Genomic DNA, 22,813 nt, shown 5'->3' with positions numbered 1-22,813 from the left:
ATGTTCGTCCGCACCGCCGGCGAGCGCGATCTGGCGGCGGTGCGCGCATTGCTGATCGAGACGTGGCATGCCACCTATGACGCCATCTACGGCGCGGCGCGGGTTACCGAAATCACCGATGAATGGCATTCGATCGCCGCGCTCAAGGCACGGCTGACGCGGCCGAACTCGGAGTTCCTGCTCGCCGACGACGGCAAAAGCATCGGCGGCATGGCCTTTGCCGCCGCCACCACGGATCCCGCGATCGTCATGCTGAACCAGCTCTACGTGCACCCGGCCTGGCAGAGGCAAGGCATCGGCCAGGCGCTGCTGGACGAGATCGAGGCCAGCTTTCCGGAGGCCCGGACGCTGCGCGTCGAGGTCGAGGAAGCAAATGCTCCGGCCATCGCCTTTTACCGCGCGAGAGGGTTCTTGCCCGCCGGCAACACGGCCGATTGCGGCGGCGCCTCGGGCTTGCCGGCGCTGGTTTTGGAGAAGCAACTCGGATAGCTCGTTCGCCTGACGCTCAGTTGCGTTTCTCAGGCAGGTTGGAGCAGCCGGCAGCGAGAAACTCGCACGGCAGGCTGCCGCCGCCACCCGACGTGTGCGGGGGCGTGGCGGCTTCGATTTTTTCGACCTCGTAATATTTCGAGGTGACGCCCCATTTTTTGACGCCCTGGCACGTCGAGCGCACGCCAACCTCCGTCGCCTTTGCCGCAGTCTTGTAATACGTGGTGATCCTGCAGGATTGGCTGACCGGCAGCGCGTTCGCCGGGCTCGTGACCGGCGGCAGGAAGTTCGGGAAGGCAAGCAGCGAGATTGCCGCAATGATCCGGACGGCGGGCATGGTGTGGGGAAGGTGCAGCATCGTTTGTCTCCATCGATGGCGCCGCTCGCTTTTGGGCGAAGCGGCGCATTTGTTCCGGCAAGATCAGGCCATGATGCCGGCGCTGCCGCATCTGCCGCGCGGGGGAAGGCGGCAGCGATCTGAGCCGCCGCCGTCATCCGCGAGCGGCCGCGTCAGGGCGTCTTCGGCTTGATGAGCGTCTTTATCGGAACGGCGACTTTTGGAGGCCGGACCGTACTGGTTCCACCATCGACGGCCAGCCCGCCGCTGTTGAGATAGCGTACCGTATAGTGCAGCTCATAGCCGGGAACTCTGATCCATGTAGGCTTGGGATTGAACTGGTCCGGCGGCCTCGAATACCACTTCGGGATCTGCATGATCTTGGAACCGCCACCGAATCCCGCAGTCTTGGCCGCTACCGCGAAGGCGCTGTCTCTGGGGTCGTTCGGCGGCTGGTCGACATTGCCGATGACGACCAGCGAATCGTATTTTCGCGCGTCCAGCCGTACTGCGGGAAGGTTCAGCGCAGCCACGTCGCCTTCGCGCATCGTCAGCGCCTTCTGACGGCCATCCTCATTGGCATAGACGTTGAGGTTTATGGCCTCGGATTCCGCATAGACGACATTGTTGTGGAAGTCGCGGGCTGGCAGGCGTGTGAGGCTGTCGAAGGTCACTTCAACCGTCGGCTTGGCTATGGCGTCCGTCACCACCAGGTTGCGCCGCGGCACCGTCCAGAAGATGAGATCATCGCCGGTGGCCTGCGTGCCGGCATCGGAGCCGTCTATTGCCGAGCATTTCGAATTTGGAACCGGCGTCGTCACCGGCAGAGGTGCCGAAAACGAGCTGCGTACCTGAGCGTCGATGTAATTGCCGACGTTGAAAACGTCTTCGAGGATGTTGCCGCCCTCGAAGCTCGCCGGGCCGGGTTGCGAGCGGATGATGACCTGGCTGGAATCGGTCTGCCAGCCGCTGCAGAAGACGTTGACGTCTATGGGAATGCCGATGTGGCGGTCGGAGGTCACCGGGATCGAGACTTTGATGGTCAGGATGTAAGGAACTTTGACAAACCAGCTGTTCGGCTGGTTCAGCATCTGCGTCGCAAAGCGCGACGGCCGCCATTGCTTCAGCGATTCGATCGATGCGCGTGACGATCGTCCCTGGGCGGCCAGCTGTGCGTTGGTGGCGTCGACCTTGGCTTGCGCCAGGTTGCGGACGGTGTTGGTGATCAGGAACACGCCGAGTTCGGCTTTGCAGGGCCTGTTCGATTGTGTGGCGTTGCATGGGGCAAGTGCCGCACTGGGAACCGGCGGCCCCGAAGGCGGCGGCTGGGCGGCCGCGGTGGCCGCCATCAGGCCGAAGAACAGCATCGTGCAGGTTTTCAACATGGTATCCTCGCTCTTTCGGTTGGAAACCACCCTCCGGCTAGACAGCAGCATTTGTTCGATGGCGGTTTATCGCCCGCACGGGGGATGAACTGCGAAACATCGGGCCGGCCCAGCGACGTCGAGCCGCCGTCCGTTCGGATTGGATATCTACTGCTTCACGACGCCTTTGGTTGTCGCCATCGGCGCGACGACCTTGGGCTTGGGGGTTTTCGGGCCGGGGTCGACTACCAATGCGGCCGTGCAGGAGCATTTGCCCGAACCGCAGTTCAGGTCGCCCTTGCACATTTTGGAATGCCGCATATCGGTGCAGTCGGCGGTCCCGGAGCAGGAGCAACTGCCTTGCCCAATCGTTCCGGACTGACATTTGAAGCTCCATGCCGGATCGGCGGCAAGGCCGGCCACAGCGAGCGATAAGGCAAAAAGCGTCGTCGAGATGAGCTTGCGCATGAATACCTCCCGGTTCTATCGAGCGATGGAACCACGAAGCAGCAACGCCTTCATCTCCCGCGCGGGGGACGAACTCGCATACCGGTGACGATCGTCAATGCTGTCCCTTCAGCACGACGAGATAGCCGCGTTCGACGCGAAGCCGGAACGCGATTTGCCCTGCAGTGCCGGGATCCTTGGAAACCTTGTCGATGACATAGCCGCTGGGATGCGAGCCAAGCCATTCTTCCGGTTTGTCGGTGCTTTCGAATGGCTTTTGCAACCGGGCCAGGAAGCCGACTTCGCCTTGATAGTCGAAAGCCACGGCCCAGTCCGCATCCTTTCGCTCGTCGATGAAGTTGGCGAGCGGCGTCAGATCATAGCGTTTGAACGCGGTTGCCGATGCCACCGCGTGGCCGATCCCGAAAATGACAAGCATGACGATGGCCGAGCTCTTCAGCCTGGCGAGCGGGATCTCCGCCATGAAATAGCCGAACAGGATGACCACGAACGGCAACATCGGCACGACATAATGAGGCTGCTTGCCGGATATCGCGCTGAACACGAGAAACACGGCAACGAACGAGAATGACAGCAGGCGCAAGGCGCGCAGATCCGGCGACTTCGCGTCGATCAGGCTGCGTATCCGCGTGCGCAGCTTCAACCGCCACACCTCGGGTATGAAGATCCACGGTATGAACATGACGGGCAGCAGCAGCAGATAGAAATAGAACGGCCGGCCATGCGAATTGCGCAAATTGCCGGTGACACGTCCCGCCGACTGGTTCCAGACGAGATCGTAGACGAAATTGCCTTTTGTCAGGATGGTCGCCGGCACCAGCCAGATCGCCACCGGAATCAGCGCGGCGAGCACTGCCAGGCCCACTCCAGCGAGGAAGTTCGGTGTCGTCAGTCCCGCCCGCCGGTCGCGCCAGAACGGGTAGAACAGGATGGGCGCGCCGATATGGATCAGCACCACCGGGCCTTTCGTCAGCACGCCCATGCCGATGAACAGCCCGGCCAGAACGGCCTGCCAGCGGTTGCCGCTGCGGGCAAAGGCAATCAACGACAACAGCGCGGCGAGCACGAAGACCGTCAGCAACAGGTCGAACAGGATCAGCGTCGAATAGATGACGAACACGCTGCTTCCGGCAACCAGCCAGGGGATGCGCCGCGCGATGTCGTCGCGGCCCGGAAACAGGGTCTTTGCCAACGCCGTCGTCAGCCAGATGACGAGCGAGGAGGCGGCGAAGATGACCAGCATCGCCGCCGGCCGGCTGGCGCCGAAAATATTCCAGACAAGGTCGATAAGCCAAAACAGCAGTGGCGGCTTCTGCAGATAGGGCGCGAAATTCATCGTCGGGACGAAGATCTGTCCGCTCAGATACATTTCCCAGGTGACGCTGAGATATCGCGTTTCGTCGACGGGCAGCAGTGGCCGGAAAGCGACCGCGATTACGATCAGCCCAAGCAGAAAGAGGTAGGGGAGCAGCCGCTCGGTAGATGTCGGTGTCAAAGATCGAGATCCGCGCCAGAAACCATTTTCATTCCAGCCGAGCATAGTGCCGCGTTTCTGGACCGCGAACGACCGCACCATGATTTTGGCCGAATTGCAACGATGCCGGTTTCGTTTCGCAGATTTTGCGGACGATGGTCTCAAAGGTTTGAAAAACTTACCTGCCGAGTCATTTGGACCACCGCCGGTTCGAGGAATCTGCGCAAATCAACTGGAGCGCAACGGCGGTGACAATTCGCGCATCAACAGTTCGAGCTCGCGCTGATCGCCGGTACCGGTCTTGTCGAAGATCGTCGCCAGCTGCGACTTGACGGTGCCGTCCGAGACGCCGCCGGCCGCGGCGATTTCCTTTCGCGTCAGGCCGGCGGCAACGTGACCGGCGACTCGCCTTTCTGCCGCGGTCAGTCCGAACAGCGCCGCAATGGCGTCCAGCGCCGGGGTCGGTGTCGAACCGGCTGCGGCGATGAAGATCGCTGCGGCGGCGCGTTGCGAGATGCGCGCCGAGATTTCACGCCGCGCCAGCGGCATGACATGGGCCACCGCCGGAACGACCGTCCTGGCCAGGGGAATGTTGATGCCGCAAGGTCCGAGCGCGAATTCGTCGCGCGTGCCGAGCTGGACGGCACGGCCGATCGCGGCGTTGGCTTTGGCATAGGTGAAGGAAAGCTGTCCGCGCACGCAAGCGACTGAGATATTTTCGGCGAGCAGCGCTTCGGCTGACGGGTTGGCGAAGATGATGGTCATGTCTTCGGCCACGATCAGCACCGGATGGTCGAGGCTTTCAATGATGGAACGGAAAATTTCGGCCTTGCGCCGCTCGGCTTCGAACAGGTCGCCGATGGTCACCGCGCGCCGCACATGCGGTGCCAGCAGGCTGACAAGCTCGAGATCCTCGCGGGAAATCTGGCGCCTGTCCTTGTCGGTAACCACCATCAACGTGCCGATCCGGGTCGGCCGCTTCATCAACGCCACCCAGAAGAAATCGTCCAGGCGGTTGGGTTGCACCCATTCGCGCACGATGCGGCTTTCGAGCCATCTCTGTCGCGTATCCGGGCCTTGCAGGGCGTAGATCGAATCGACGGTGAACGGCACGTCGATCTCCATCTTGGGAACCGCCGCATAGAACGGCACTTGCGAGCCGTAGTCATGCTTCAACGGCTCAAGAACTGCGGGATCGCCGCAAGACACCGAAAACCGCGCGGAGCTGCTGATCGTGTCGATGACGGCGAGCATGGCAAGCTGGCCTTCCGCCAGGTTGCAGATGGCCTCGAGTGTCGCCTGCCAGCGGTCGACGTCGGCAATCGAATCGTAGATCGCCTCAACGACCTGCGGCAACGCGCGACCGGCCGTACCCGCCAGCGATGACATGAGCCCCTCTCATTTGCCGCCCTTGAGGCGACGAAGCATCACCCCCTAGGATAACGCTGCGTAAGGTTGCCAACAACCCATTTCATCTGCTTCGTGGGGCACACGAAGATCGTATGACCGTTCGCATCCCCGCCAGCCATTTGCTCGTCGGTTGCGGCAAGACCCTTGCCTTCGCAATGCCGTGACGCCATAAGCAGGAACAGGCGCCGCAGCCGCCGCGAGGACTTGCTTCAAGGACTTGCCACGAGGATTTGGATGAAAACTTTCCTTCTGCAGTTTTTCACCTGGTGGAATAGCCAGACATTGGGAACGCGCTTCCACACCTGGCGGCACGGCAAGAAGGTCGGGCAGGACGAGGTCGGCAACGTCTACTATGAGGGCGGCGTCGATTCGGAAGGCCGCACCCGTCGCTGGGTCATCTACCGCAACTATTCGGAAGCCTCGGCGATTCCGCCCGGCTGGCACGGCTGGATCCATCATCGTGTCGACGTTGCGCCGCCAAGCGAAGACTACAAGCCACGCGACTGGCAAAAGCCGCATGTGCCGAACCTCACCGGCAGCCCCGCGGCCTATCGCCCGAAAGGCTCGGTGCTGACCAACCAGCATCGTCCGCAGGTGACGGGCGACTACGACGCCTGGACGCCTGGTTCGTGATCGATCGCCGCGACACGCGCGCGGTCCCCACGGGGGCGGTCCCCACGAGGGCGGTCCTTTGTCGCCACAATTGCTGTTTAGCTGTTTGCTGATCCGACAGCAGCAACTAGCCTTGGCGTTAAGAGAATCACCCGGGCGCAAACCACCGGACCTTGCATGAGCATGTTCAGCCGAATTTTGACGGGCGGATTAACCGCGGTCGTTCTCGCTTCTATGGTGGCGCTTGCTACTGCGCAGGAATTGGCGCCGCCTGCGCCGGACGCGTCGGTGGCGCCTGCAGCACCCGCAGTATCCGAGCGCATCACCAATCCCGTCGCTGAATTCGCCGGCATCGACAAGATCACCGGCCGTATCATCACCTTCGATGTCTACATCGACGAGACGGTGCAGTTCGGCGCTTTGCAGGTGACGCCGCGCATCTGCTATTCGCGGCCCGAAAACGAAGAGCCGAAGACGGATTCGTTCGTCGAGGTCGACGAGATCACGCTCGACCGGAAAATACGCCGTATCTTCACCGGCTGGATGTTTGCCGAAAGCCCCGGGATCAACGCCGTCGAGCATGCCGTCTATGATATCTGGCTGAAGGGCTGCAAGCAGAAGTCCGACGTGCCAGCACCCGCCGCCCCCAAAACCAACTAGAATCTGTCAGCGCGCGGCGGATACCGCGTCTTGCGGAACCGCCGTGTTGCCCGAGCGTTGGTGCCTCTCTACGGAGGAGGTTGCCATGATGATGGCCAACAAGAACGAACTTCTCGACATCGAAAGGGGATTCTGGAGCGGTGGCGCCGACTATTTCAAGGCCAATGCCGATATCGAATGCCTGGTGGCCTTCCCGCAGATGGCGCGGGTGATGAGCAATACCGATCTGGCCGCAACTGCCACGGACCCGAACCGCTGGCGCGATCTCGACATCGACCTCAAGGGCATCATCGAGCCGGGCAGCGACATCGTCATGCTGACCTACGAGGCGCGTGCGACGCGGCAAGATGGCGAAGCCTATGCGGCGCTGGTCAGCACCGGCTATGTCCACCGCGTCAATGGCTGGAAGATGATGTTCCACGCACAGACGCCGCTGGTGACGGCAGAAAAAGGCTGACCGGCCGCAAGAGCAATTCCAGGAAACTGTGAACGGCTTTCCGTCCGGAATTGCGTTTCTGTGAAACGATGAACCATTCCAGGTTATGGAAAAAACACGGCCTCGCCCTTCAGCGCCTCGGCCAGCATCTTCTCGTACTTGCCGCGCGGCACGTCGATTGCGCCGAAGCGTTTGAGATGCTCGGTGGTGAACTGCGTATCAAGCAGTGCAAAGCCACGCGCCTTCAGGCGTTCGACGAGGTGAACCAGGCAGGCCTTTGACGCGTCGGTCTCCCTGGCGAACATGCTCTCGCCGAAGAACACGCGGCCGAGCGATACGCCGTAGAGCCCCCCGACCAATCGGTCGTTGTGCCAGGCCTCGACCGAATGGCAATGGCCCATCCGATGCAGCTCGATATAGGCTTCGCGGATCGGTGCGTTGATCCAGGTCGACCGCCGTTCCTCGCGCCTTTCGGCGCAGGCCTCGATCGTCGCCTCGAAGTCGAAATCGATGCGGAACTCGAACAGGTTCTTGCGGATCGTCTTTCTCAGGCTTTTCGGTATGTGGAACCCGTCGAGCGGAATGATGCCGCGCGTCTCCGGTCGCACCCAGAATACTTCGGGGTCATTGGCGCTTTCGGCCATCGGGAAGACGCCGGAGGCATAGGCTTTAAGCAAAAGGTCGGTCGGGATGCGATAACCGGGTGCGTAGGGACGGGTCATCGCTTCGCCCCTGTGTCACTCGCCTTCGGCCAGGTATTTTTCCAGCCAGTGGATATCGTAGTCGCCATTGGCGATGTCGGCGTTGCCAACGAGGTCGCGAAACAGTGGCAGCGTCGTCTTGATGCCGTCGACGACGAATTCGTCGAGCGCGCGCCGCAGCCGCATCATGCATTCGACGCGGTTGCGGCCATGCACGATCAGCTTGCCGATCAGGCTGTCGTAGTAGGGCGGGATCTTGTAGCCGGAATAGACGCCGGAATCGACACGGATGCCGAGGCCGCCCGGCGTGTGGAAATGGGTGATGGTGCCCGGCGAGGGGGTGAAGGTGCGCGGATCCTCGGCATTGATGCGGCATTCGATGGCATGGCCGTGGAAGCGGATGTCCTCCTGGCGCACCGAAAGTCCGCCGCCCGAGGCGACGCGGATCTGCTCGTGCACGAGGTCGATGCCGGTAATCGCCTCGGTCACCGGATGTTCGACCTGCAGGCGCGTGTTCATCTCGATGAAATAGAACTCGCCATCCTCATAGAGGAATTCGATGGTGCCGGCGCCGGAATAGCCGAGATCGGCGATCGCCCTGGCGCAGACGCCGCCAATATGCGCGCGCTCCTCGGCATTGAGCGCCGGCGAGGGCGCTTCTTCCCAGACCTTCTGGTGGCGGCGCTGCAGCGAGCAGTCGCGCTCGCCGAAATGCACGCCGCGCCCGGCGCCGTCGCCGAACACCTGCACTTCGATATGGCGCGGCTTCTGCAGATATTTCTCGATATAGACTGCGTCGTCGCCGAAGGCCGCACCCGCCTCCGAGCGTGCCGTCTGCAGCGCCACCTCGAGATCGGCCTCGCTACGCGCCACTTTCATGCCGCGCCCGCCGCCGCCGGCCGACGCCTTGATGATCACGGGGTAGCCGATCGCGGCGGCAATGCGCTTGGCTTCCTTGTCCTCGGTGACCGCGCCGTCGGAGCCGGGCACCACGGGAATGCCGAGGCGTTTTGCGGTACGCTTGGCCTCGATCTTGTCACCCATGATGCGGATATGGTCGCCGGTCGGGCCGATGAAGGTGATGTTGTGCGCGGCGAGGATGTCGGCGAACTTGGCGTTCTCCGACAGAAAACCGTAGCCGGGATGCACCGCGTCGGCGCCGGTGATCTCGCAGGCGGCGACGATCTGGTGGATGTTGAGATAGCTGTCGCGCGACGGCGGCGGGCCGATGCAGACGCTCTCGTCGGCGAGACGCACATGCATGGCGTCGGCGTCGGCGGTCGAATGCACCACCACCGTCTGGATGCCGAGCTCCTTGCAGGCGCGCAGCACCCTGAGGGCGATTTCGCCGCGATTGGCGATGAGGATTTTCTGGAACATCTTTCGCCTGTTCCCGGCTCTACTCGATCACGACGAGCGGCATACCATATTCGACCGGCTGCGCATCTTCAAACAGGATCGCCGTCACCGTGCCGGCGCGCGGCGAGGGGATCTGGTTCATCGTCTTCATTGCTTCGATGATCAGCAGCGTCTGGCCTTCCTTGACCTTCTGGCCGATTTCGATGAACGGCCTGGCGTCGGGCGACGGTGCCAGATAGGCGGTGCCGACCATCGGCGAGGCAACGGCGTTCTTCGACACGTCGGGCGTCGCCGGCGCGGCCGCTGCCGCAGGCTGCGCGGCTGCCGGGGCATAGGCCGGCTGAGCTGTGGCGACGGCATGGACGGCCGGGGCCTGCCGCGAGACGCGCACCTTCAGATCGCCCAGCTCGACCTCGATCTCGGTCAGGTTGGTGTCGTTCAGTATGCCCGCCAGATCGCGGATCAGCTGCTGGTCAACACCGTTCTTCTTTATCGACATTTTCGAGCCTTCTGTTTGTTGGCCGGTCATAGGCGTGCAGCCAGCGCCTGCAGCGCCAGCGTGTAGCCGAGCGGCCCGAACCCGCAGATCATGCCGACGGCGACCGGCGCGACCATGGAGACGTGGCGGAATGGTTCCCGCGCGTGGATGTTGGAGAGATGCACCTCAGCGACCGGCAGCGGCGCGACAGCGCGGATGGCATCGTGAATGGCGATCGAGGTATGGCCGTAGGCGCCCGGATTGATGACGATCGCGGCGGCCTTGTCGGCGGCCTCCTGGATCCAGTCGACGAGGTCGCCCTCATGGTTCGACTGGCGGAAATCGATCTCCAGCCCAAGTGCGGCACCTGCCTGCTTGCAGTCGTCGGCGATCGCGGCAAGCGTCTTGCCGCCATAGATGCCTGGCTCGCGCTTGCCGAGCGCGTTGAGATTGGGGCCGTTCAGGACGAAAACCGTTTTCAAAATATGCCGACCTTTCCCGGCGCGGCTAAGCCGGCGCGCCGGACCCTCTATAATGGGCATAGACGCTGGCGAAAAGAGCGCAAGTGCGTTCTTTCGCCGTCCACAACAGCCGGAAAAACGGCCGGTGCCGGAAACCCGCAGCCTAATCGAAACCCGAATGCTGATCAGAGCGCGGCCTTCGCCGCCTCGATCTTTTCGGCCAGCACTTCCTGGCCAAGCGCGCCGAACACCACCTCGTTGCCGACGACATAGGACGGCGTTCCGGTGATGGCGAGCTTGGTGGCGAGGTCATAGGTCTTGGAGAAGGCCTCGGTGATGCTCGGGTCCTTCATCTTTTCGCGCAGCGCCGCCTCGTCGGCGCCGAGCGACAGCGCCACCTTGATTGCCGCCGCCTCGGTGGCGCGCCCCTGGCCGCCGAGCAGCGCATTGTGGAATTCGCCGTATTTCTCCGGCTTCATCAAATGGAAGGCCATCGAGACGACGCTCGCCTTCTGCGAATCCGGGCCGAGGATCGGGAACTCCTTGAGTACGAAGCGCAGGTCCGGATCGGCCTTGGTCAGCGCGCGCATGTCGTCGATGGCGCGTTTGCAGTAGCCGCAATTATAATCATAGAATTCGACGATGGTGACCTTGCCGTTCGGATTGCCGACAACACCGTCGAATGAGGAATTGAAGATCTGGTCCTTGGCGTCTTTGATGACGCCGAGACTGGCGACGCGCTGTTCTTCCTTCTGCTTGGCCTCGAGTGCCTGCTGTGCCTCCAGAAGCACTTCCGGGTTCTTCAGCAGATAGTCGCGGACGATGCCTTCGACTTCGGCACGGTCGAGCTTGGTACCTGAGGACGTCGTCTGGGCAAGCTGTGCCGTGCCGGCCTTCGCCGTCTGCGGATTGCCGGCGACGAAGCCGAACGCCAGCATGACGAGAGCCGCTGCCACTCCGGTAGTGCCCAGCAGAATTGCCTTGGTCATGATCCTCGATCCTCTTGCCTGTGTTCGGGTCCGCCCGGTTTGGCTGTGTCGCAGCCTGCGTCCGAAAGGTTCACTTCTTCTTACCTGATGGTGCGTAGTTTATAATGTCCTGCGCGCGAAGCCAGCCCGGCTCGCCCCGCTTCATGCTCTGCTGCGCCCGCATGGCGAATATCTTCGCATTCTTGTAGTCGCCGGAATAGAAATGCCCTTCGGCGGTTGCAAGCTCGGCGGCCGGGATGTTGCCGAGTTCCCCGTAAGCCTGTGCCAGGTAGCGGTATCCGGCGGCGTTTTCGCGATCCCGTCCGAGGCCGGTGTTGATCTGCGCCACTGCCTTCTTCAGCGAATCCTGCGTGCCGATCGCCATCAGCGCCTGGCCGTAAGAGACCGGCAGCAGCCCCGATCGCGCCGGATCGAGGCTGACCGACTTGGCATAGCCGTCCGCCGCATCCTTCGGCCGGTTCGCCTTCATCAGGATGTCGCCGCGTAATTCCTGGAAATAGGGATTTTTCGGCTGTTCCTTGATCAACGCGTTGGTCTTGGTGAGCGCCGACGCCAGATTGCCGAAAAGATAGGTCATCTGCGCGTCGCCATAGCGTGAGGCGAGGCTGCCGGGGTTCTTGCGCATCAATCGCGACGCCGCCGCCTGGCCCTGCATGTAGGCGGCGATCTTGATGCGCATCATGTCGTGGCGCTGCTGCAGTGCCGGCGGGTCGACCTTGTCGACGTAAGGGCTCTGCTTCACCAGCACTTCGAGATTGGCGATACGCTCCTGCGGCATCGGATGGCTGATCCTGTAGGGATCGACTTGCGCGCCCGAGAGCGACAATGCGTTCTGGAAGCGGCCAAACGTCTTCAGCATGCCCATGCCGGACTGGCCGGTTGCATTGAGATAGGTGATCGCCGAACGGTCGGCGGTCATCTCTTCGGTGCGCTGATAAGCGAGGATACTGCGTTGCGCCATCTCGCCGCCGCCGGCCACCACGCCCATGCCGGCGCCGGCGAGACCGCGGCTGTTGCTGGTGGCGCCGGCCACCATGGCGCCGGCGCCAAGCAGCGTCGCCAGGATCGCCATCGTCTTGGCGCGCTCGAGCTGTTCTCGCAATTTCTGCTGGTGTCCGCCGGCGATATGGCCGGCCTCGTGGGCAATGACGCCAATGATCTCGTTGGGCGTTTCGGCCGTCATCAGCGCGCCGGTGTTGATGAACAGGCGGCGGCCGGCAACAAAGGCGTTGAAGCTCTGGTCGTTGACCAGCACGATGTTGATGGCGTCGCCCGACAAGCCCGCCGCCTTGAAGATCGGCCGCGCGTAATCGCGCACCAGCGCCTCGATCTCGGCATCGCGCACAACCGGCACATTCTGCGCAAAGGCATTGACCGAGCCGGCCATGGCGACCACCGCGCCAAGCGAAAGCGTCGCGAGGGCGCGCGCTGTCCTGGCGATCGTCGATTTGGGTCGGCTCAACATGGCAGGTCCACTGGTAGACGAGTGGGCGAAGGATGAAAAGTCGGCAGCCTAAACTTACCGAACTTGTGATCCCCACACCAATCGGGCATTTGTGCGGCGCGGCCAGCATGGCCGGCACGTGCGGACAAGTGTGGTGGATTGAAAAATGGTTGTTTCGCTTTCGCGCCGCGGCGCGGTCGAACCGTTCCATGCCATGGACATCCTGGCCGAGGCGAATCGGCTGAAAGCCAAGGGCCTGCCGGTCGTTTCCATGGCCGTCGGCCAGCCTTCCGATCCGGCGCCGGCCGGGGTTCGCGAAGCGGCGGCCAATGCCTTGAAAGCAGGCCGCATCGGCTATACCGACGCGCTGGGCCTCGCCGGCCTGCGCAAGGCGATCGCGGCGCATTATGGCGAGCACTACGGGCTTGACGTTTCGCCCGAGCGGATAGCCGTCACCACCGGATCGTCGGCTGCCTTCAACCTCGCTTTCCTGGCAATGTTCGATCCAGGCGACCGCGTCGCCATCGCTGCGCCCGGCTATCCTGCCTATCGCAACATCATGGCCGCGCTCGGCATCGACATCGCCGAGATCGAGTTGGACGGCGCCGCCTATCTGCATGCCGAGCACCTGCAAGCCGCGCATCGCGAAAAACCGCTGAAGGGCGTGCTGTTCGCCAGCCCGGCCAACCCGACCGGCGCGGTCATTCCCGCCGGCGATCTCGAGGCGCTGGTCGAGACGGCGCAAGAGCTCGGCATCGCCGTCATCTCGGACGAAATCTATCACCGGCTGGCCTATGCGGCGCCCGACACGACGGCGCTTGCTTTCGGCGCGGATGTGACGGTGATCAATTCCTTCTCGAAATATTATTGCATGACCGGCTGGCGCATCGGCTGGATGGTGCTGCCGCAGGAACTGGTGCGGCCAGTCGAGCGCATCGCCCAGAGCCTCTACATCTCGCCGCCCGAACTGTCCCAGATTGCCGCGATCGAGGCATTCAAGGCGACGCCAGAGCTGGAAGCGGTGAAGGCGCGCTATGCCTGGAACCGCGAGCTCCTGATGCAACGCCTGCCGGAGCTCGGCTTTGCTTTGGCCGCGCCCATGGACGGCGCGTTCTACGCCTTCTGCGACGTCACCAGGCACACCAATGACAGCATGGCGTTTGCGCGCCGGATGCTTGCCGAGGCGCATGTGGCTGCGACGCCGGGCCGCGATTTCGACCCGCTGCAAGGCCATCGCACGATGCGCTTTTCCTATGCCGGCAGCCACGACGACATGGTCGAGGCGATGGCGCGTATCGAACGCTGGCTGAAGTAGCGGGGCGACGATGCCGGAGCTTGAACAGGCGCCCCAACTCGAACATGCGTTGCGCGAGGTCGCTGCCGAAATGGCGGAGCGTACCGATCGCGGCGACGTCGCCAGCTATATCCCCCAGCTCGGCAAGATCGATCCGAAAAAATTTGGCATTGCCGCGGTGACCAATGACGGCCGCATGCTGACCGCAGGCGATGCCGACGAGGCGTTTTCGATCCAGAGCATCTCAAAGGTGTTCACGCTGACGCTGGCGCTCGGCAATGTCGGCGACGCGCTGTGGCAGCGGGTTGGGCGCGAACCTTCGGGCAATCCGTTCAACTCGATCGTCCAGCTCGAGCACGAGAACGGCATTCCGCGCAATCCATTCATCAATGCCGGCGCCATCGTGGTCTCGGACATCCTGCTTGCCGGCCATCAGCCGCGCGAGGCGATCGGCGAGATCCTGCGCTTAATCCAGTTCCTGGCCGATGACGACACGATCATCATCGACCGCGAGGTCGCGGCGTCCGAACGCGCCACCGGCTTTCGCAATTTCGCACTTGCCAATTACATGAAATCGTTCGGTAATCTCAATCACGCGCCGGAACTGGCGCTGGGCGTTTACTTCCACCATTGCGCTATCGCCATGAGCTGCCGGCAACTGGCCCTGGCTGGCCGCTTCCTTGCCAATGGCGGCAAGAACCCGGCGACCGGGCATTCCGTCGTCTCGGCAGAGCGCGCCCGCCGCATCGGCGCGATGATGCTGACCTGCGGCCACTATGACGGCTCCGGCGACTTCGCTTTCCGCGTCGGCATTCCCGGCAAGAGCGGCGTTGGCGGCGGCATATTGGGGATCGTGCCGGGCGTCGCCTCGCTTGCCGTCTGGTCGCCTGGCCTTAATGCCAACGGCAATTCCAGGCTGGGCTCGATCGCGCTGGAAAAACTGGCGAAGACGATGAACTGGTCGATCTTCGCACCATAAGCATTTTGCAGCCAAATGGAATCATTTGGCGTCCGCACAAATGCGGCAAAACAAACAGTTAGAGCGGAATGCCCCATTCAATTTGAATGCATTCCGCTCTGGTGCCTGTCGCCTGGAATTGGGACAAAAAATCCCGCGCAGCCGATCGGCAGCGCGGGATTTTTTTTTAATCAGAAAGTCTGGCTAATGCACGGAAAGGCTTAGAAAAAGCCCTTCCGTTGCCACCAGCCGGCACGCTTCGGCTTGTCCTCGGCCTTTGCTTCCTCGGTCTTTGCCTCGTCGGGGACGATCGAGGAGACGACCGGCACGACCGGAGCATCCACCGGTACGGGCTTGCGCCGCGACGGCCGGACCTTCGGCGTTTCCTCGGCAGCCGCCACTTCAGTCTCCTGCGAAGCCGGCGCAGCGGTCTCGCCGGAAGCCACGGAGGCGGCCTCGGCAGCCGATGTCTCGGCGCCCGCAATCTCGGCAACTGCATCCGCCGCAACCTTCTTCGGCTTGGCGGCACGGCGCGGCTTCTTCGGCTTTTCGGCGCTCGGCATGTCGTCATTCGCCGAAGCGAGCACCGCAAGCTCTTCGGCCGGCGGCGCACCTTCCGGCTCGCCGGTTACGGGCTCTGCTTCCGACACGGCACCTTCCGTCATGGCGGCTGGCTCGCCGGGGGCAGCTTCCAAGCCGTCCTCGCCGTCCTCACGGCGATTGCGCTTGCCGCCGCGCTTGCCGCGCCGGCGCTTCTTGCCGTGACCGTCGTCCGCCGCTTCCGCCGTTTCGGCCACAACACCTGCCGGCGTTTCACGTTCCGCTTCGGCGCCTTGATCGCCGGCGGCTACGAAGGCATCGTCTATCGGCGCCGAAACGGAAGCACCTTCCACAGCAGCGCCATGCTCGCGATCGCCATGTTCACGTTCCCCGTGTTCACGATCCCCGTGTTCACGATCCTTGCCGCCGCGCCGTCTGCGGCGCTTGCGGCGCTTGCGATCGCGGCCTTCGCCGTCCTCGCCGGACCTTGGCTGCTGCGGCTGCTGGGCAGGGCGTGGCTGCTCGGCCTGCACCGGTGCCTCGTCTTCCTCTTCGATGACGATCTCGTCCTCGGGTTCTTCCGGCTCGACATAGGCCGGGAACGTGCGCGCCTCGACAAAGCCTTCCGGCTTTTCGGCCAGCGCGCCGCGGAAGATGGCATAGTGTTGTGCACCGACCGCGTCATCGGCTTCGATGGTGATGGTCACGCCGAAGCGGTGCTCGAATTCCACCAGCGTGCCGCGCTTGTGATTGAGCACATAGAGCGCGGTCGCCGCCGGCGTCCGCACCGTGATGTGGCTGCGCGAATCCTTGAGCAGGAATTCCTCGATTGCCCGCACCACCATCAGCGCGACCGACGAATCGGAGCGCACATGGCCGGTGCCGCCGCAATGCGGGCAAGGCTTCATGGTCGATTCCAGCACGCTGGCACGGATGCGCTGGCGCGACATCTCCATCAGGCCGAAATGCGAGATGCGGCCGACCTGGATGCGGGCACGATCGTTCTTGAGGTGATCCTTCAGCCGCTTCTCGACGGAGCGGTTGTTGCGGTTCTCCTCCATATCGATGAAGTCGATGACGATGAGGCCGGCGAGATCGCGCAGCCTCAATTGCCGGGCGACTTCCTCGGCGGCTTCCAGATTGGTGTGAAGTGCGGTGTCCTCGATCGAGTGCTCCTTGGTGGAACGGCCCGAATTGACGTCGATGGCGACCAGCGCTTCCGTCTGGTTGATGATGATGTAGCCGCCGCTCTTCAGCGTCACCTGCGGCTGCAGCATGCGGTCGAGCTGCGCTTCGATGCCGTTGCGCACAAAGATCGGCGTCGTGTCGCGGAACGGCTGAACCACCTTGGCGTGGCTCGGCATCAGCATGCGCATGAAGTCCTTGGCCTCGCGGTAGCCTTCTTCGCCGGAAACCAGGATCTCGTCGATATCCTTGTTGTAAAGGTCGCGCACCGAGCGCTTGATCAGGCTGCCTTCCTCGTAAACCAGGGCAGGGGCCGTGGATTGCAGCGTCAGATTGCGGACGTTTTCCCAAAGCCGCATCAAATATTCGTAGTCGCGCTTGATCTCTGCCTTGGTGCGGCTTTCGCCTGCCGTACGCAGGATGACACCCATGCCTTGCGGCACTTCGAGATCGGCGACAACTTCCTTTAGCCGCTTGCGGTCCTGCGCATTGGTGATCTTGCGCGAAATGCCGCCGCCGCGTGCCGTGTTCGGCATCAGCACCGAATAGCGGCCAGCCAGCGACAGGTAGGTGGTCAGCGCCGCGCCCTTGTTGCCGCGCTCTTCCTTGACGACCTGCACCAGCAGGATCTGCCGGCGCTTGATCACTTCCTGGATCTTGTACTGGCGGCGCACCGGCTTGCGGCGGTTGCGTACTTCTTCGAGCGCGTCCTCGGCGCCGACCGATTCGACCTCGTGATCGTCCGGATGCGAGGATTGCACCTCCTCCAGCATGCCGCGGTCATTGTCTTCGGAGGTTGCTTCGCCGCTTGTCTCGGCCCCGCTTGTCTCGACTTGTGGGACGGCTTCGGAGATTACGTCGGCATCGACGCTGGCAGCGATGGAACTCGATCCGCCTTCGGAAGGCCCGGTCTCGCCGCTATCAGCGACTTCTTCAATCTGTCCAGCGGCATCCTCGCTCTGTCCGGCAGTGTCGGACGTGGTGTTGTCGGCAACGGCATCCAGCTTTTCTGCGATGGCATCTTCGCCGTTCTCGCCATTCTCACCGTCGGCCGCGCCTGCCTCGCGCCTGTGCTCGCCGCGGTCGCGGCTCTTGCCGCCGCGCCTGCGTCCGCGCTTGCCACGGTCGCGGCTCTGGCGGTCCTCGCCTTCGGCAGCTTCCTCGTCCTCTTCGTCCTGGGCTTCCTGTGCTTCCGCACGCAGCAGCGCCTGACGGTCGGCGACCGGAATCTGGTAGTAGTCGGGATGTATTTCACTGAAGGCGAGGAAACCGTGACGGTTGCCGCCATATTCGACAAAGGCTGCCTGGAGGGAAGGTTCGACGCGCGTTACGCGGGCGAGATAGATATTTCCTTTGAGCTGCTTCTTGTCCTGGGATTCAAAGTCGAATTCTTCAATACGGTTACCGCGAACGACGACAACGCGTGTTTCCTCCGGGTGGGAGGCGTCTATCAGCATTTTGTTGGGCATTATTTCGTTTCCTCCCGGCAGCCGTCGGCCGCAGCTTGCAGGACACTGCCCGCTGCCGTGGACCTGGAACATGGGTGCCGGACAATTGAACGTCCGCCGGCCGCTGCCTGAGCGCCATGGCGGTGCCGCCCGCAGCCGTAGTGGCGCGGTTTGTTGCGGACCTTTCCATGATTGCGCTTGAAGCCATCGTCACCAGCAGAACCTTTTGAACCAAAGCCCGGGAAAAACCGGACCAGCTTGTTTGCTCATACAGAGCCGGCACGGGACAATCCCGGCCGTTTTGCTCACGCAGGCGATTCCCCCGCCACGGGAGCACGCCTGCGAAAATCGTCGCGATCACCGATGCCTTCTTCGCCTGAAGCGAAAGGAGCCGTCTTGCGTCTGACCTGTAGCAGGAAGCTGCGGAGGAGGACGGTTCCAGGATTGCAGTGATCCACCATCGCTTTTATGATTTGGCGGGTTGGAAGGCAACCCCGATTCCCGATGCCGGCAAAAAGCCGTTCCGCAGCGGAAGCCCCGGTCCCAAGCCTTCCATGAAAAGGCTTGGTTAACCTTCTCTGGATACCAATCGTTAATCGAGTTCGCGGCCTGCCAGCACTTTGACAAGCAATAGGGCACTTCGACAAGCGATCGGGCATGACGCCAACGGGAGCGATTGGTAGAAAGATGGGACTGGCAGGCTTCGCAGACAAGGGCCGTCATCATGGAGGCTGGTTCTTCCGCACCGCCTGCCTGCTGCCGCTGATCCTGGTTTGCCTGGTCTTTTCGCCGCTTTCGCGTGCTGCCGACGCACCGCTCGGTGCCATAAGCTACAAGATGGCCGGCGATGCCACCAAGATGCGTATCGTCATCAATTTCGACCGCGAGCCCGACATCAAATGGTTCCTGCTGCGCGGCCCCAATCGCCTGGTCATCGATCTCCCGGCCACGAGATTCGCCCTCAATGCCAAGGATATGAAGCCGCGCGGGCTTGTCCGCGCCGTGCGTTACGGCGGACTCGGCGAGGGGAAATCGCGGCTGATTCTCACCGGCAAGGGACCGTTCGCCGTCGACAATCTCGACGTGCTCAAGAACGATGACGGCAACGGCTACCGCATCGCCATCGACATGTCGGCGGCCTCGCAGCGGGAATTCGACGCAGCGCTCGCCAATCAGGCGCTGACCACCGGCTCGACGGTCTCCGCCGACAAGGCCGGCAGGGTCGGTACCGGGCCGGTCTCCAATCCGGGCCATCGTTTCACCGTCGTCATCGATCCCGGCCATGGCGGCATCGACGGCGGCGCCGAGGGCCTGAACGGGACGGTCGAGAAGAACGTGACGCTCGCCTTCGCAATGGAACTGCGCGACAAGCTCGCCGCCGGCGGCAAATACGACGTGTTCCTGACACGTGAGACCGACATGTTCCTGCGGCTCGACGACCGCGTGCGCATTGCCCGCCAGCATGAGGCCGACCTGCTCATCTCGATCCATGCCGACACGATCAGCCTCAAGGGCATTCGCGGCGCAACGGTCTACACCGTGTCCGACAAGGCTTCCGATCCCGAGGCGCAGGCGCTTGCCGACCGTGAAAATCTTTCCGACCAGTTCGCCGGCATGGAGATCAAGGACGACAGCAAGGAAGTGACCGATATCCTGATCGACCTGATCCGCCGCGAGACGCATAATTTTTCGATGAGCTTCGCCCATACTCTCGTCGGACAGCTTTCCACCAGCGTCGGTCTGATCAACAACCCGCAGCGTTCTGCCGGCTTCAAGGTGCTGAAAGCGCCGGACGTTCCATCCGTGCTGGTCGAACTCGGCTATCTGTCGAACGCCAAGGACGAAGCGCAATTGCTCAGCGCCGATTGGCGCAACAAGGCGACCCAGAGCATAACCAACGCCGTTGCCCTGTTTGCTTCGGCCAAGAGCGGAACGGGGGCCGGAGGCTGAAATGTCCGCCGGCGCCCACAACCTGAAGCAGCGTTGCACGGCGACAACACCCTGTGCTTTTATTTCCGGCATTCGAAACCGAAATCCCGCGCTGCCGTATTTTGCCCACATGGTCGCGACATGGATTTTGCGATTACGGTTTGGGATCGTCCCGAAAGCTTGCGTGAAGGGCGGCTTCGTTTAGGAAATTCCCGAACCAAGGACTGGAGCGGGTATGATTCGTCTCATTGGCTATTTCTTCGGCATCGGCACGACGCTGGCCCTTTTGGTCGCGGCGGGCGTGGCGATCTATATCGGCCATTTGTCGAAGGACCTGCCCGATTACGAGGTGCTGGCCAAATACGAGCCGCCGGTGACGACCCGCATCCACGCGTCGGATGGCGCGCTGATGGCCGAATATGCGCGTGAGCGGCGGCTTTATCTGCCGATTCAGGCGATCCCGGACCGTGTCAAGGCGGCCTTCCTGTCGGCCGAGGACAAGAACTTCTACAATCACCCCGGCATCGACGTGACCGGCCTTGGCCGGGCCATTGTCGTCAACCTGCAGAATGTTGGCTCGGGAAAGCGCCAGGTCGGCGCCTCGACCATCACCCAGCAGGTGGCGAAGAACTTCCTGTTGTCTTCAGACCAGACCTACGAGCGCAAGATCAAGGAGATGATCCTCGCCTTCCGCATCGAGCAGGCCTACTCGAAGGATCGCATTCTCGAGCTCTATCTCAACGAGATTTTCTTCGGCTTCGGCGCCTATGGCGTCGCCGGTGCTGCGCTAACCTATTTCGACAAATCGGTGAACGAGCTCACCGTGGCCGAAGCCGCCTATCTCGCCTCGCTGCCAAAGGGGCCGAACAACTATCATCCCTTCAAGCATGCCGATCGCGCCTTGGAGCGCCGCAACTGGGTGATCGACCAGATGGTCGAGAACGGTTACGTCACGCATGAGGAAGGCGAGAAGGCCAAGGCCGAGCCGCTCGGCGTCACGCCGCGCCGCACCGGCAACTATCTCTTCGCCGGGGAGTATTTCACCGAGGAAGTGCGTCGCCAGATCATCGCGCGCTATGGCGAGAATGCGCTCTACGAGGGCGGCCTTTCCGTCCGCACGACGCTCGATCCGAAGATGCAGCTGATTGCCCGCAAGGCCATGCAGAACGGACTTATGAAGTTCGACACGCTGCGCGGCTACCGCGGGCCGGTCACGAGCATCGACGTTTCCGGCGACTGGGGTGTGCCGCTGGGCAACGTCAAGCGGTTGGAGGACGTGCCGGAATGGTCGCTCGCCGTCGTGCTCGACAGCTCGGCCACCGGCCTGTCCATCGGCTTGCAGCCGACGCGCCAGATCTCCGGCGAAATCGTCAAGGACCGCGTCGAAGGCACCGTCAGCAAGGAAGACATGAGCTTCGCCATGCGCCACGTGGTCGACGGCAGGACCGTCAAGGCGAAGTCGCCCGCCGACGTGCTGAAGCCGGGCGACGTGATTTTCGTGCAGAAGAACGACGGCTCGGACAACAGCTACAGCTTGCGCCAGGTTCCCGAAGTGGAAGGCGGCCTGATCGCCATGGACCCGCATACCGGACGCGTCCTGGCCATGGTCGGCGGTTTCTCCTACGCGCAGTCGGAGTTCAACCGGGCGACGCAGGCCATGCGCCAGCCGGGATCGTCGTTCAAGCCGATCGTCTATTCGGCCGCCCTCGACAATGGCTATACGCCCGCGTCGGTGATCATGGACGGGCCGATCACCATCCAGAGCGGCAACACGACCTGGACGCCCAAGAACTACGACGGAACGGTGGCCGGCCCGGCGACGTTGCGCTCCGGCATCGAGAAATCGCGCAACCTGATGACGGTGCGGCTTGCCAACGACATGGGCATGAAGCTGGTCGTGGAATATGCCGAGCGTTTCGGCGTCTACGACCACCTGGCGCCGTATCTGCCGATGGCGCTGGGATCCGGCGAGACGACGGTGATGCGCATGGTGTCGGCCTATTCGATCATGGCCAATGGCGGCAAGTCGATCAAGCCATCGCTGATCGACCGCATCCAGGATCGCTACGGCAAGACCGTCTTTAGGCAGGACGAACGCGGCTGCTCGAACTGCAATGCCGCCGAGTGGCAGGACCAGCCAGAGCCGGAGCTGGTCGACAACTCCGAGCAGGTGCTCGATCCGATGACCGCCTACCAGATCACATCGATGATGGAGGGCGTCGTGCAACGCGGTACCGGCGCCACCATCAACGAGCTTGGCCGTCACATCGCCGGCAAGACCGGAACGACCAACGACGAAAAGGATGCCTGGTTCATCGGCTATACGCCGAACCTCGTTGTCGGCCTCTATATGGGCTACGATCAGCCGAAAGGTCTTGGCAAGGGCGCGACCGGCGGCGGCCTTGCCGCGCCGATCTTCAAGGATTTCATGCGCGTGGCGCTGGATGGCACGCCCAATGTCGACTTCAAGGTTCCGGAAGGCATGAAGCTGATTGCGATCAATCGCAAGACCGGCATGCGGGCCAACGCGGGCGACGCCGGAACCATCATCGAAGCCTTCAAACCGGGTACCGGTCCCGCCGACAGCTACTGGGTGATCGGCATGGGTGCGGACGGCTCCAACGCCACCGGCGGGGCGCTGTCGCCGCAGGCCAACCAGGCCATCCAGTCGGGCGGCGGCGGGCTCTACTGACAGTCGCTACATCGGGTCGAGCCGGCTTGACGATCATGGTCGAGCCGGTCCATTCCGCTTTACAGGGGCCGGTACATTACAGGGG

Annotated in this window: 21 protein-coding genes; 9 read left to right on the top strand and 12 right to left on the bottom strand. The window is 62.7% G+C overall.

Translation table 11 applies throughout. The features are described 5' to 3' along the window. On the top strand, positions 1 to 489 hold the full coding sequence (locus NKK47_RS22135; protein ID WP_352578247.1) for a GNAT family N-acetyltransferase: 489 nt from the start codon (positions 1 to 3) through the stop codon (positions 487 to 489). Positions 490 to 505: 16 nt separating this feature from the next. Here NKK47_RS22135 and NKK47_RS22130 read toward each other — a convergent pair whose 3' ends face one another. The 5 genes from NKK47_RS22130 to NKK47_RS22110 all read right to left on the bottom strand — a co-directional run bounded on the left by NKK47_RS22130 (position 506) and on the right by NKK47_RS22110 (position 5,521). After that, a complete protein-coding gene (locus NKK47_RS22130) occupies positions 506 to 847 on the bottom strand; it encodes a hypothetical protein (RefSeq protein ID WP_352578246.1) in 342 nt (113 codons plus the stop codon). 152 nt (positions 848 to 999) lie between these two features. After that, the gene (locus tag NKK47_RS22125) at positions 1,000 to 2,211 is read right to left on the bottom strand and encodes a hypothetical protein (RefSeq protein WP_352578245.1); all 1,212 of its coding nucleotides are present in this window, start codon (positions 2,209 to 2,211) and stop codon (positions 1,000 to 1,002) included. Between the two features lie 147 nt (positions 2,212 to 2,358). Continuing rightward, positions 2,359 to 2,658, bottom strand: coding sequence for a hypothetical protein (locus NKK47_RS22120; RefSeq protein WP_352570904.1), 300 nt, complete (start codon positions 2,656 to 2,658; stop codon positions 2,359 to 2,361). Positions 2,659 to 2,752: 94 nt separating this feature from the next. Further along, positions 2,753 to 4,153, bottom strand: a complete 1,401-nt coding sequence (locus tag NKK47_RS22115) for an ArnT family glycosyltransferase (protein WP_352570905.1) — start codon at positions 4,151 to 4,153, stop codon at positions 2,753 to 2,755. Positions 4,154 to 4,360: 207 nt separating this feature from the next. Then, entirely contained in the window at positions 4,361 to 5,521 is a 1,161-nt protein-coding gene (locus NKK47_RS22110; protein WP_352578244.1) for a helix-turn-helix transcriptional regulator, read from the bottom strand. 255 nt (positions 5,522 to 5,776) lie between these two features. Here NKK47_RS22110 and NKK47_RS22105 point away from each other — a divergent pair, with 255 nt between their 5' ends. From NKK47_RS22105 to NKK47_RS22095, 3 genes are all read left to right on the top strand, one after another. Further along, positions 5,777 to 6,175 carry an NADH:ubiquinone oxidoreductase subunit NDUFA12 gene (locus tag NKK47_RS22105; RefSeq protein ID WP_352458848.1) on the top strand — a complete coding sequence of 133 codons (399 nt, stop codon included), beginning with the start codon at positions 5,777 to 5,779 and terminating at the stop codon, positions 6,173 to 6,175. A 156-nt stretch (positions 6,176 to 6,331) separates the two neighbouring features. Then, positions 6,332 to 6,814 carry a DUF2155 domain-containing protein gene (locus tag NKK47_RS22100; protein ID WP_023674819.1) on the top strand — a complete coding sequence of 161 codons (483 nt, stop codon included), beginning with the start codon at positions 6,332 to 6,334 and terminating at the stop codon, positions 6,812 to 6,814. A gap of 88 nt (positions 6,815 to 6,902) precedes the next feature. Next, positions 6,903 to 7,271 (top strand): hypothetical protein, encoded by a 369-nt coding sequence (locus tag NKK47_RS22095; protein WP_352578266.1) that lies wholly within the window; start codon positions 6,903 to 6,905, stop codon positions 7,269 to 7,271. Positions 7,272 to 7,354: 83 nt separating this feature from the next. On the opposite strand, the gene aat is transcribed toward NKK47_RS22095, so the two are convergent. The 6 genes from aat to NKK47_RS22065 form a co-directional block, all read right to left on the bottom strand. Then, entirely contained in the window at positions 7,355 to 7,972 is a 618-nt protein-coding gene (gene aat / locus NKK47_RS22090) for a leucyl/phenylalanyl-tRNA--protein transferase (RefSeq protein ID WP_023674821.1), read from the bottom strand. A 15-nt stretch (positions 7,973 to 7,987) separates the two neighbouring features. Then, complete coding sequence (gene accC, locus NKK47_RS22085; protein ID WP_023674822.1) at positions 7,988 to 9,331, bottom strand: acetyl-CoA carboxylase biotin carboxylase subunit; 1,344 nt, start codon at positions 9,329 to 9,331, stop codon at positions 7,988 to 7,990. 19 nt (positions 9,332 to 9,350) lie between these two features. After that, positions 9,351 to 9,809, bottom strand: coding sequence for an acetyl-CoA carboxylase biotin carboxyl carrier protein (gene accB / locus NKK47_RS22080; protein WP_023674823.1), 459 nt, complete (start codon positions 9,807 to 9,809; stop codon positions 9,351 to 9,353). 26 nt (positions 9,810 to 9,835) lie between these two features. After that, a complete protein-coding gene (gene aroQ, locus NKK47_RS22075; protein WP_031211260.1) occupies positions 9,836 to 10,270 on the bottom strand; it encodes a type II 3-dehydroquinate dehydratase in 435 nt (144 codons plus the stop codon). Positions 10,271 to 10,434: 164 nt separating this feature from the next. After that, positions 10,435 to 11,238 carry a DsbA family protein gene (locus NKK47_RS22070; RefSeq protein WP_352578243.1) on the bottom strand — a complete coding sequence of 268 codons (804 nt, stop codon included), beginning with the start codon at positions 11,236 to 11,238 and terminating at the stop codon, positions 10,435 to 10,437. 70 nt (positions 11,239 to 11,308) lie between these two features. Next, positions 11,309 to 12,703, bottom strand: coding sequence for a M48 family metalloprotease (locus NKK47_RS22065; RefSeq protein ID WP_352457444.1), 1,395 nt, complete (start codon positions 12,701 to 12,703; stop codon positions 11,309 to 11,311). A gap of 145 nt (positions 12,704 to 12,848) precedes the next feature. Between NKK47_RS22065 and NKK47_RS22060 the strand changes: the two genes are divergently transcribed. Then, entirely contained in the window at positions 12,849 to 13,997 is a 1,149-nt protein-coding gene (locus NKK47_RS22060; RefSeq protein WP_352457445.1) for a pyridoxal phosphate-dependent aminotransferase, read from the top strand. 10 nt (positions 13,998 to 14,007) lie between these two features. After that, complete coding sequence (locus NKK47_RS22055; RefSeq protein WP_352578242.1) at positions 14,008 to 14,955, top strand: glutaminase; 948 nt, start codon at positions 14,008 to 14,010, stop codon at positions 14,953 to 14,955. Positions 14,956 to 15,155: 200 nt separating this feature from the next. Here NKK47_RS22055 and NKK47_RS22050 read toward each other — a convergent pair whose 3' ends face one another. Beyond that, positions 15,156 to 18,128 carry a ribonuclease E/G gene (locus NKK47_RS22050; protein WP_352578241.1) on the bottom strand — a complete coding sequence of 991 codons (2,973 nt, stop codon included), beginning with the start codon at positions 18,126 to 18,128 and terminating at the stop codon, positions 15,156 to 15,158. Between the two features lie 666 nt (positions 18,129 to 18,794). Between NKK47_RS22050 and NKK47_RS22045 the strand changes: the two genes are divergently transcribed. Genes NKK47_RS22045 through NKK47_RS22035 form a run of 3 tightly spaced genes read left to right on the top strand, consistent with a single transcriptional unit; the run spans position 18,795 to position 22,728 of the window. Beyond that, on the top strand, positions 18,795 to 20,057 hold the full coding sequence (locus NKK47_RS22045) for an N-acetylmuramoyl-L-alanine amidase (protein WP_352570913.1): 1,263 nt from the start codon (positions 18,795 to 18,797) through the stop codon (positions 20,055 to 20,057). Position 20,058: 1 nt separating this feature from the next. Then, positions 20,059 to 20,241, top strand: coding sequence for a hypothetical protein (locus NKK47_RS22040; RefSeq protein ID WP_352457449.1), 183 nt, complete (start codon positions 20,059 to 20,061; stop codon positions 20,239 to 20,241). 30 nt (positions 20,242 to 20,271) lie between these two features. Further along, positions 20,272 to 22,728 carry a penicillin-binding protein 1A gene (locus NKK47_RS22035; RefSeq protein WP_352457450.1) on the top strand — a complete coding sequence of 819 codons (2,457 nt, stop codon included), beginning with the start codon at positions 20,272 to 20,274 and terminating at the stop codon, positions 22,726 to 22,728. Positions 22,729 to 22,813: the final 85 nt, after the last annotated feature.

This window comes from Mesorhizobium sp. M0019 (genome assembly GCF_040323975.1).
Lineage (GTDB): Bacteria > Pseudomonadota > Alphaproteobacteria > Rhizobiales > Rhizobiaceae > Mesorhizobium.
The sequence above is the reverse complement of the archived record's forward strand: the minus strand, read 5'-3'. Positions and strand labels throughout refer to the sequence as shown.

Coding starts and splice junctions, on each gene's coding strand:
- NKK47_RS22110 (WP_352578244.1), bottom strand. CDS start 5,521: ATGTCATCGCTGGCGGGTACGGCCGGTCGCGCGTTGCCGCAGGTCGTT.
- NKK47_RS22130 (WP_352578246.1), bottom strand. CDS start 847: ATGCTGCACCTTCCCCACACCATGCCCGCCGTCCGGATCATTGCGGCA.
- NKK47_RS22125 (WP_352578245.1), bottom strand. CDS start 2,211: ATGTTGAAAACCTGCACGATGCTGTTCTTCGGCCTGATGGCGGCCACC.
- NKK47_RS22065 (WP_352457444.1), bottom strand. CDS start 12,703: ATGTTGAGCCGACCCAAATCGACGATCGCCAGGACAGCGCGCGCCCTC.
- accB (WP_023674823.1), bottom strand. CDS start 9,809: ATGTCGATAAAGAAGAACGGTGTTGACCAGCAGCTGATCCGCGATCTG.
- NKK47_RS22055 (WP_352578242.1), top strand. CDS start 14,008: ATGCCGGAGCTTGAACAGGCGCCCCAACTCGAACATGCGTTGCGCGAG.
- NKK47_RS22095 (WP_352578266.1), top strand. CDS start 6,903: ATGATGGCCAACAAGAACGAACTTCTCGACATCGAAAGGGGATTCTGG.
- NKK47_RS22105 (WP_352458848.1), top strand. CDS start 5,777: ATGAAAACTTTCCTTCTGCAGTTTTTCACCTGGTGGAATAGCCAGACA.
- NKK47_RS22100 (WP_023674819.1), top strand. CDS start 6,332: ATGAGCATGTTCAGCCGAATTTTGACGGGCGGATTAACCGCGGTCGTT.
- NKK47_RS22035 (WP_352457450.1), top strand. CDS start 20,272: ATGATTCGTCTCATTGGCTATTTCTTCGGCATCGGCACGACGCTGGCC.
- accC (WP_023674822.1), bottom strand. CDS start 9,331: ATGTTCCAGAAAATCCTCATCGCCAATCGCGGCGAAATCGCCCTCAGG.
- NKK47_RS22040 (WP_352457449.1), top strand. CDS start 20,059: ATGTCCGCCGGCGCCCACAACCTGAAGCAGCGTTGCACGGCGACAACA.
- NKK47_RS22120 (WP_352570904.1), bottom strand. CDS start 2,658: ATGCGCAAGCTCATCTCGACGACGCTTTTTGCCTTATCGCTCGCTGTG.
- NKK47_RS22060 (WP_352457445.1), top strand. CDS start 12,849: ATGGTTGTTTCGCTTTCGCGCCGCGGCGCGGTCGAACCGTTCCATGCC.
- NKK47_RS22045 (WP_352570913.1), top strand. CDS start 18,795: ATGGGACTGGCAGGCTTCGCAGACAAGGGCCGTCATCATGGAGGCTGG.
- aat (WP_023674821.1), bottom strand. CDS start 7,972: ATGACCCGTCCCTACGCACCCGGTTATCGCATCCCGACCGACCTTTTG.
- NKK47_RS22050 (WP_352578241.1), bottom strand. CDS start 18,128: ATGCCCAACAAAATGCTGATAGACGCCTCCCACCCGGAGGAAACACGC.
- NKK47_RS22070 (WP_352578243.1), bottom strand. CDS start 11,238: ATGACCAAGGCAATTCTGCTGGGCACTACCGGAGTGGCAGCGGCTCTC.
- NKK47_RS22135 (WP_352578247.1), top strand. CDS start 1: ATGTTCGTCCGCACCGCCGGCGAGCGCGATCTGGCGGCGGTGCGCGCA.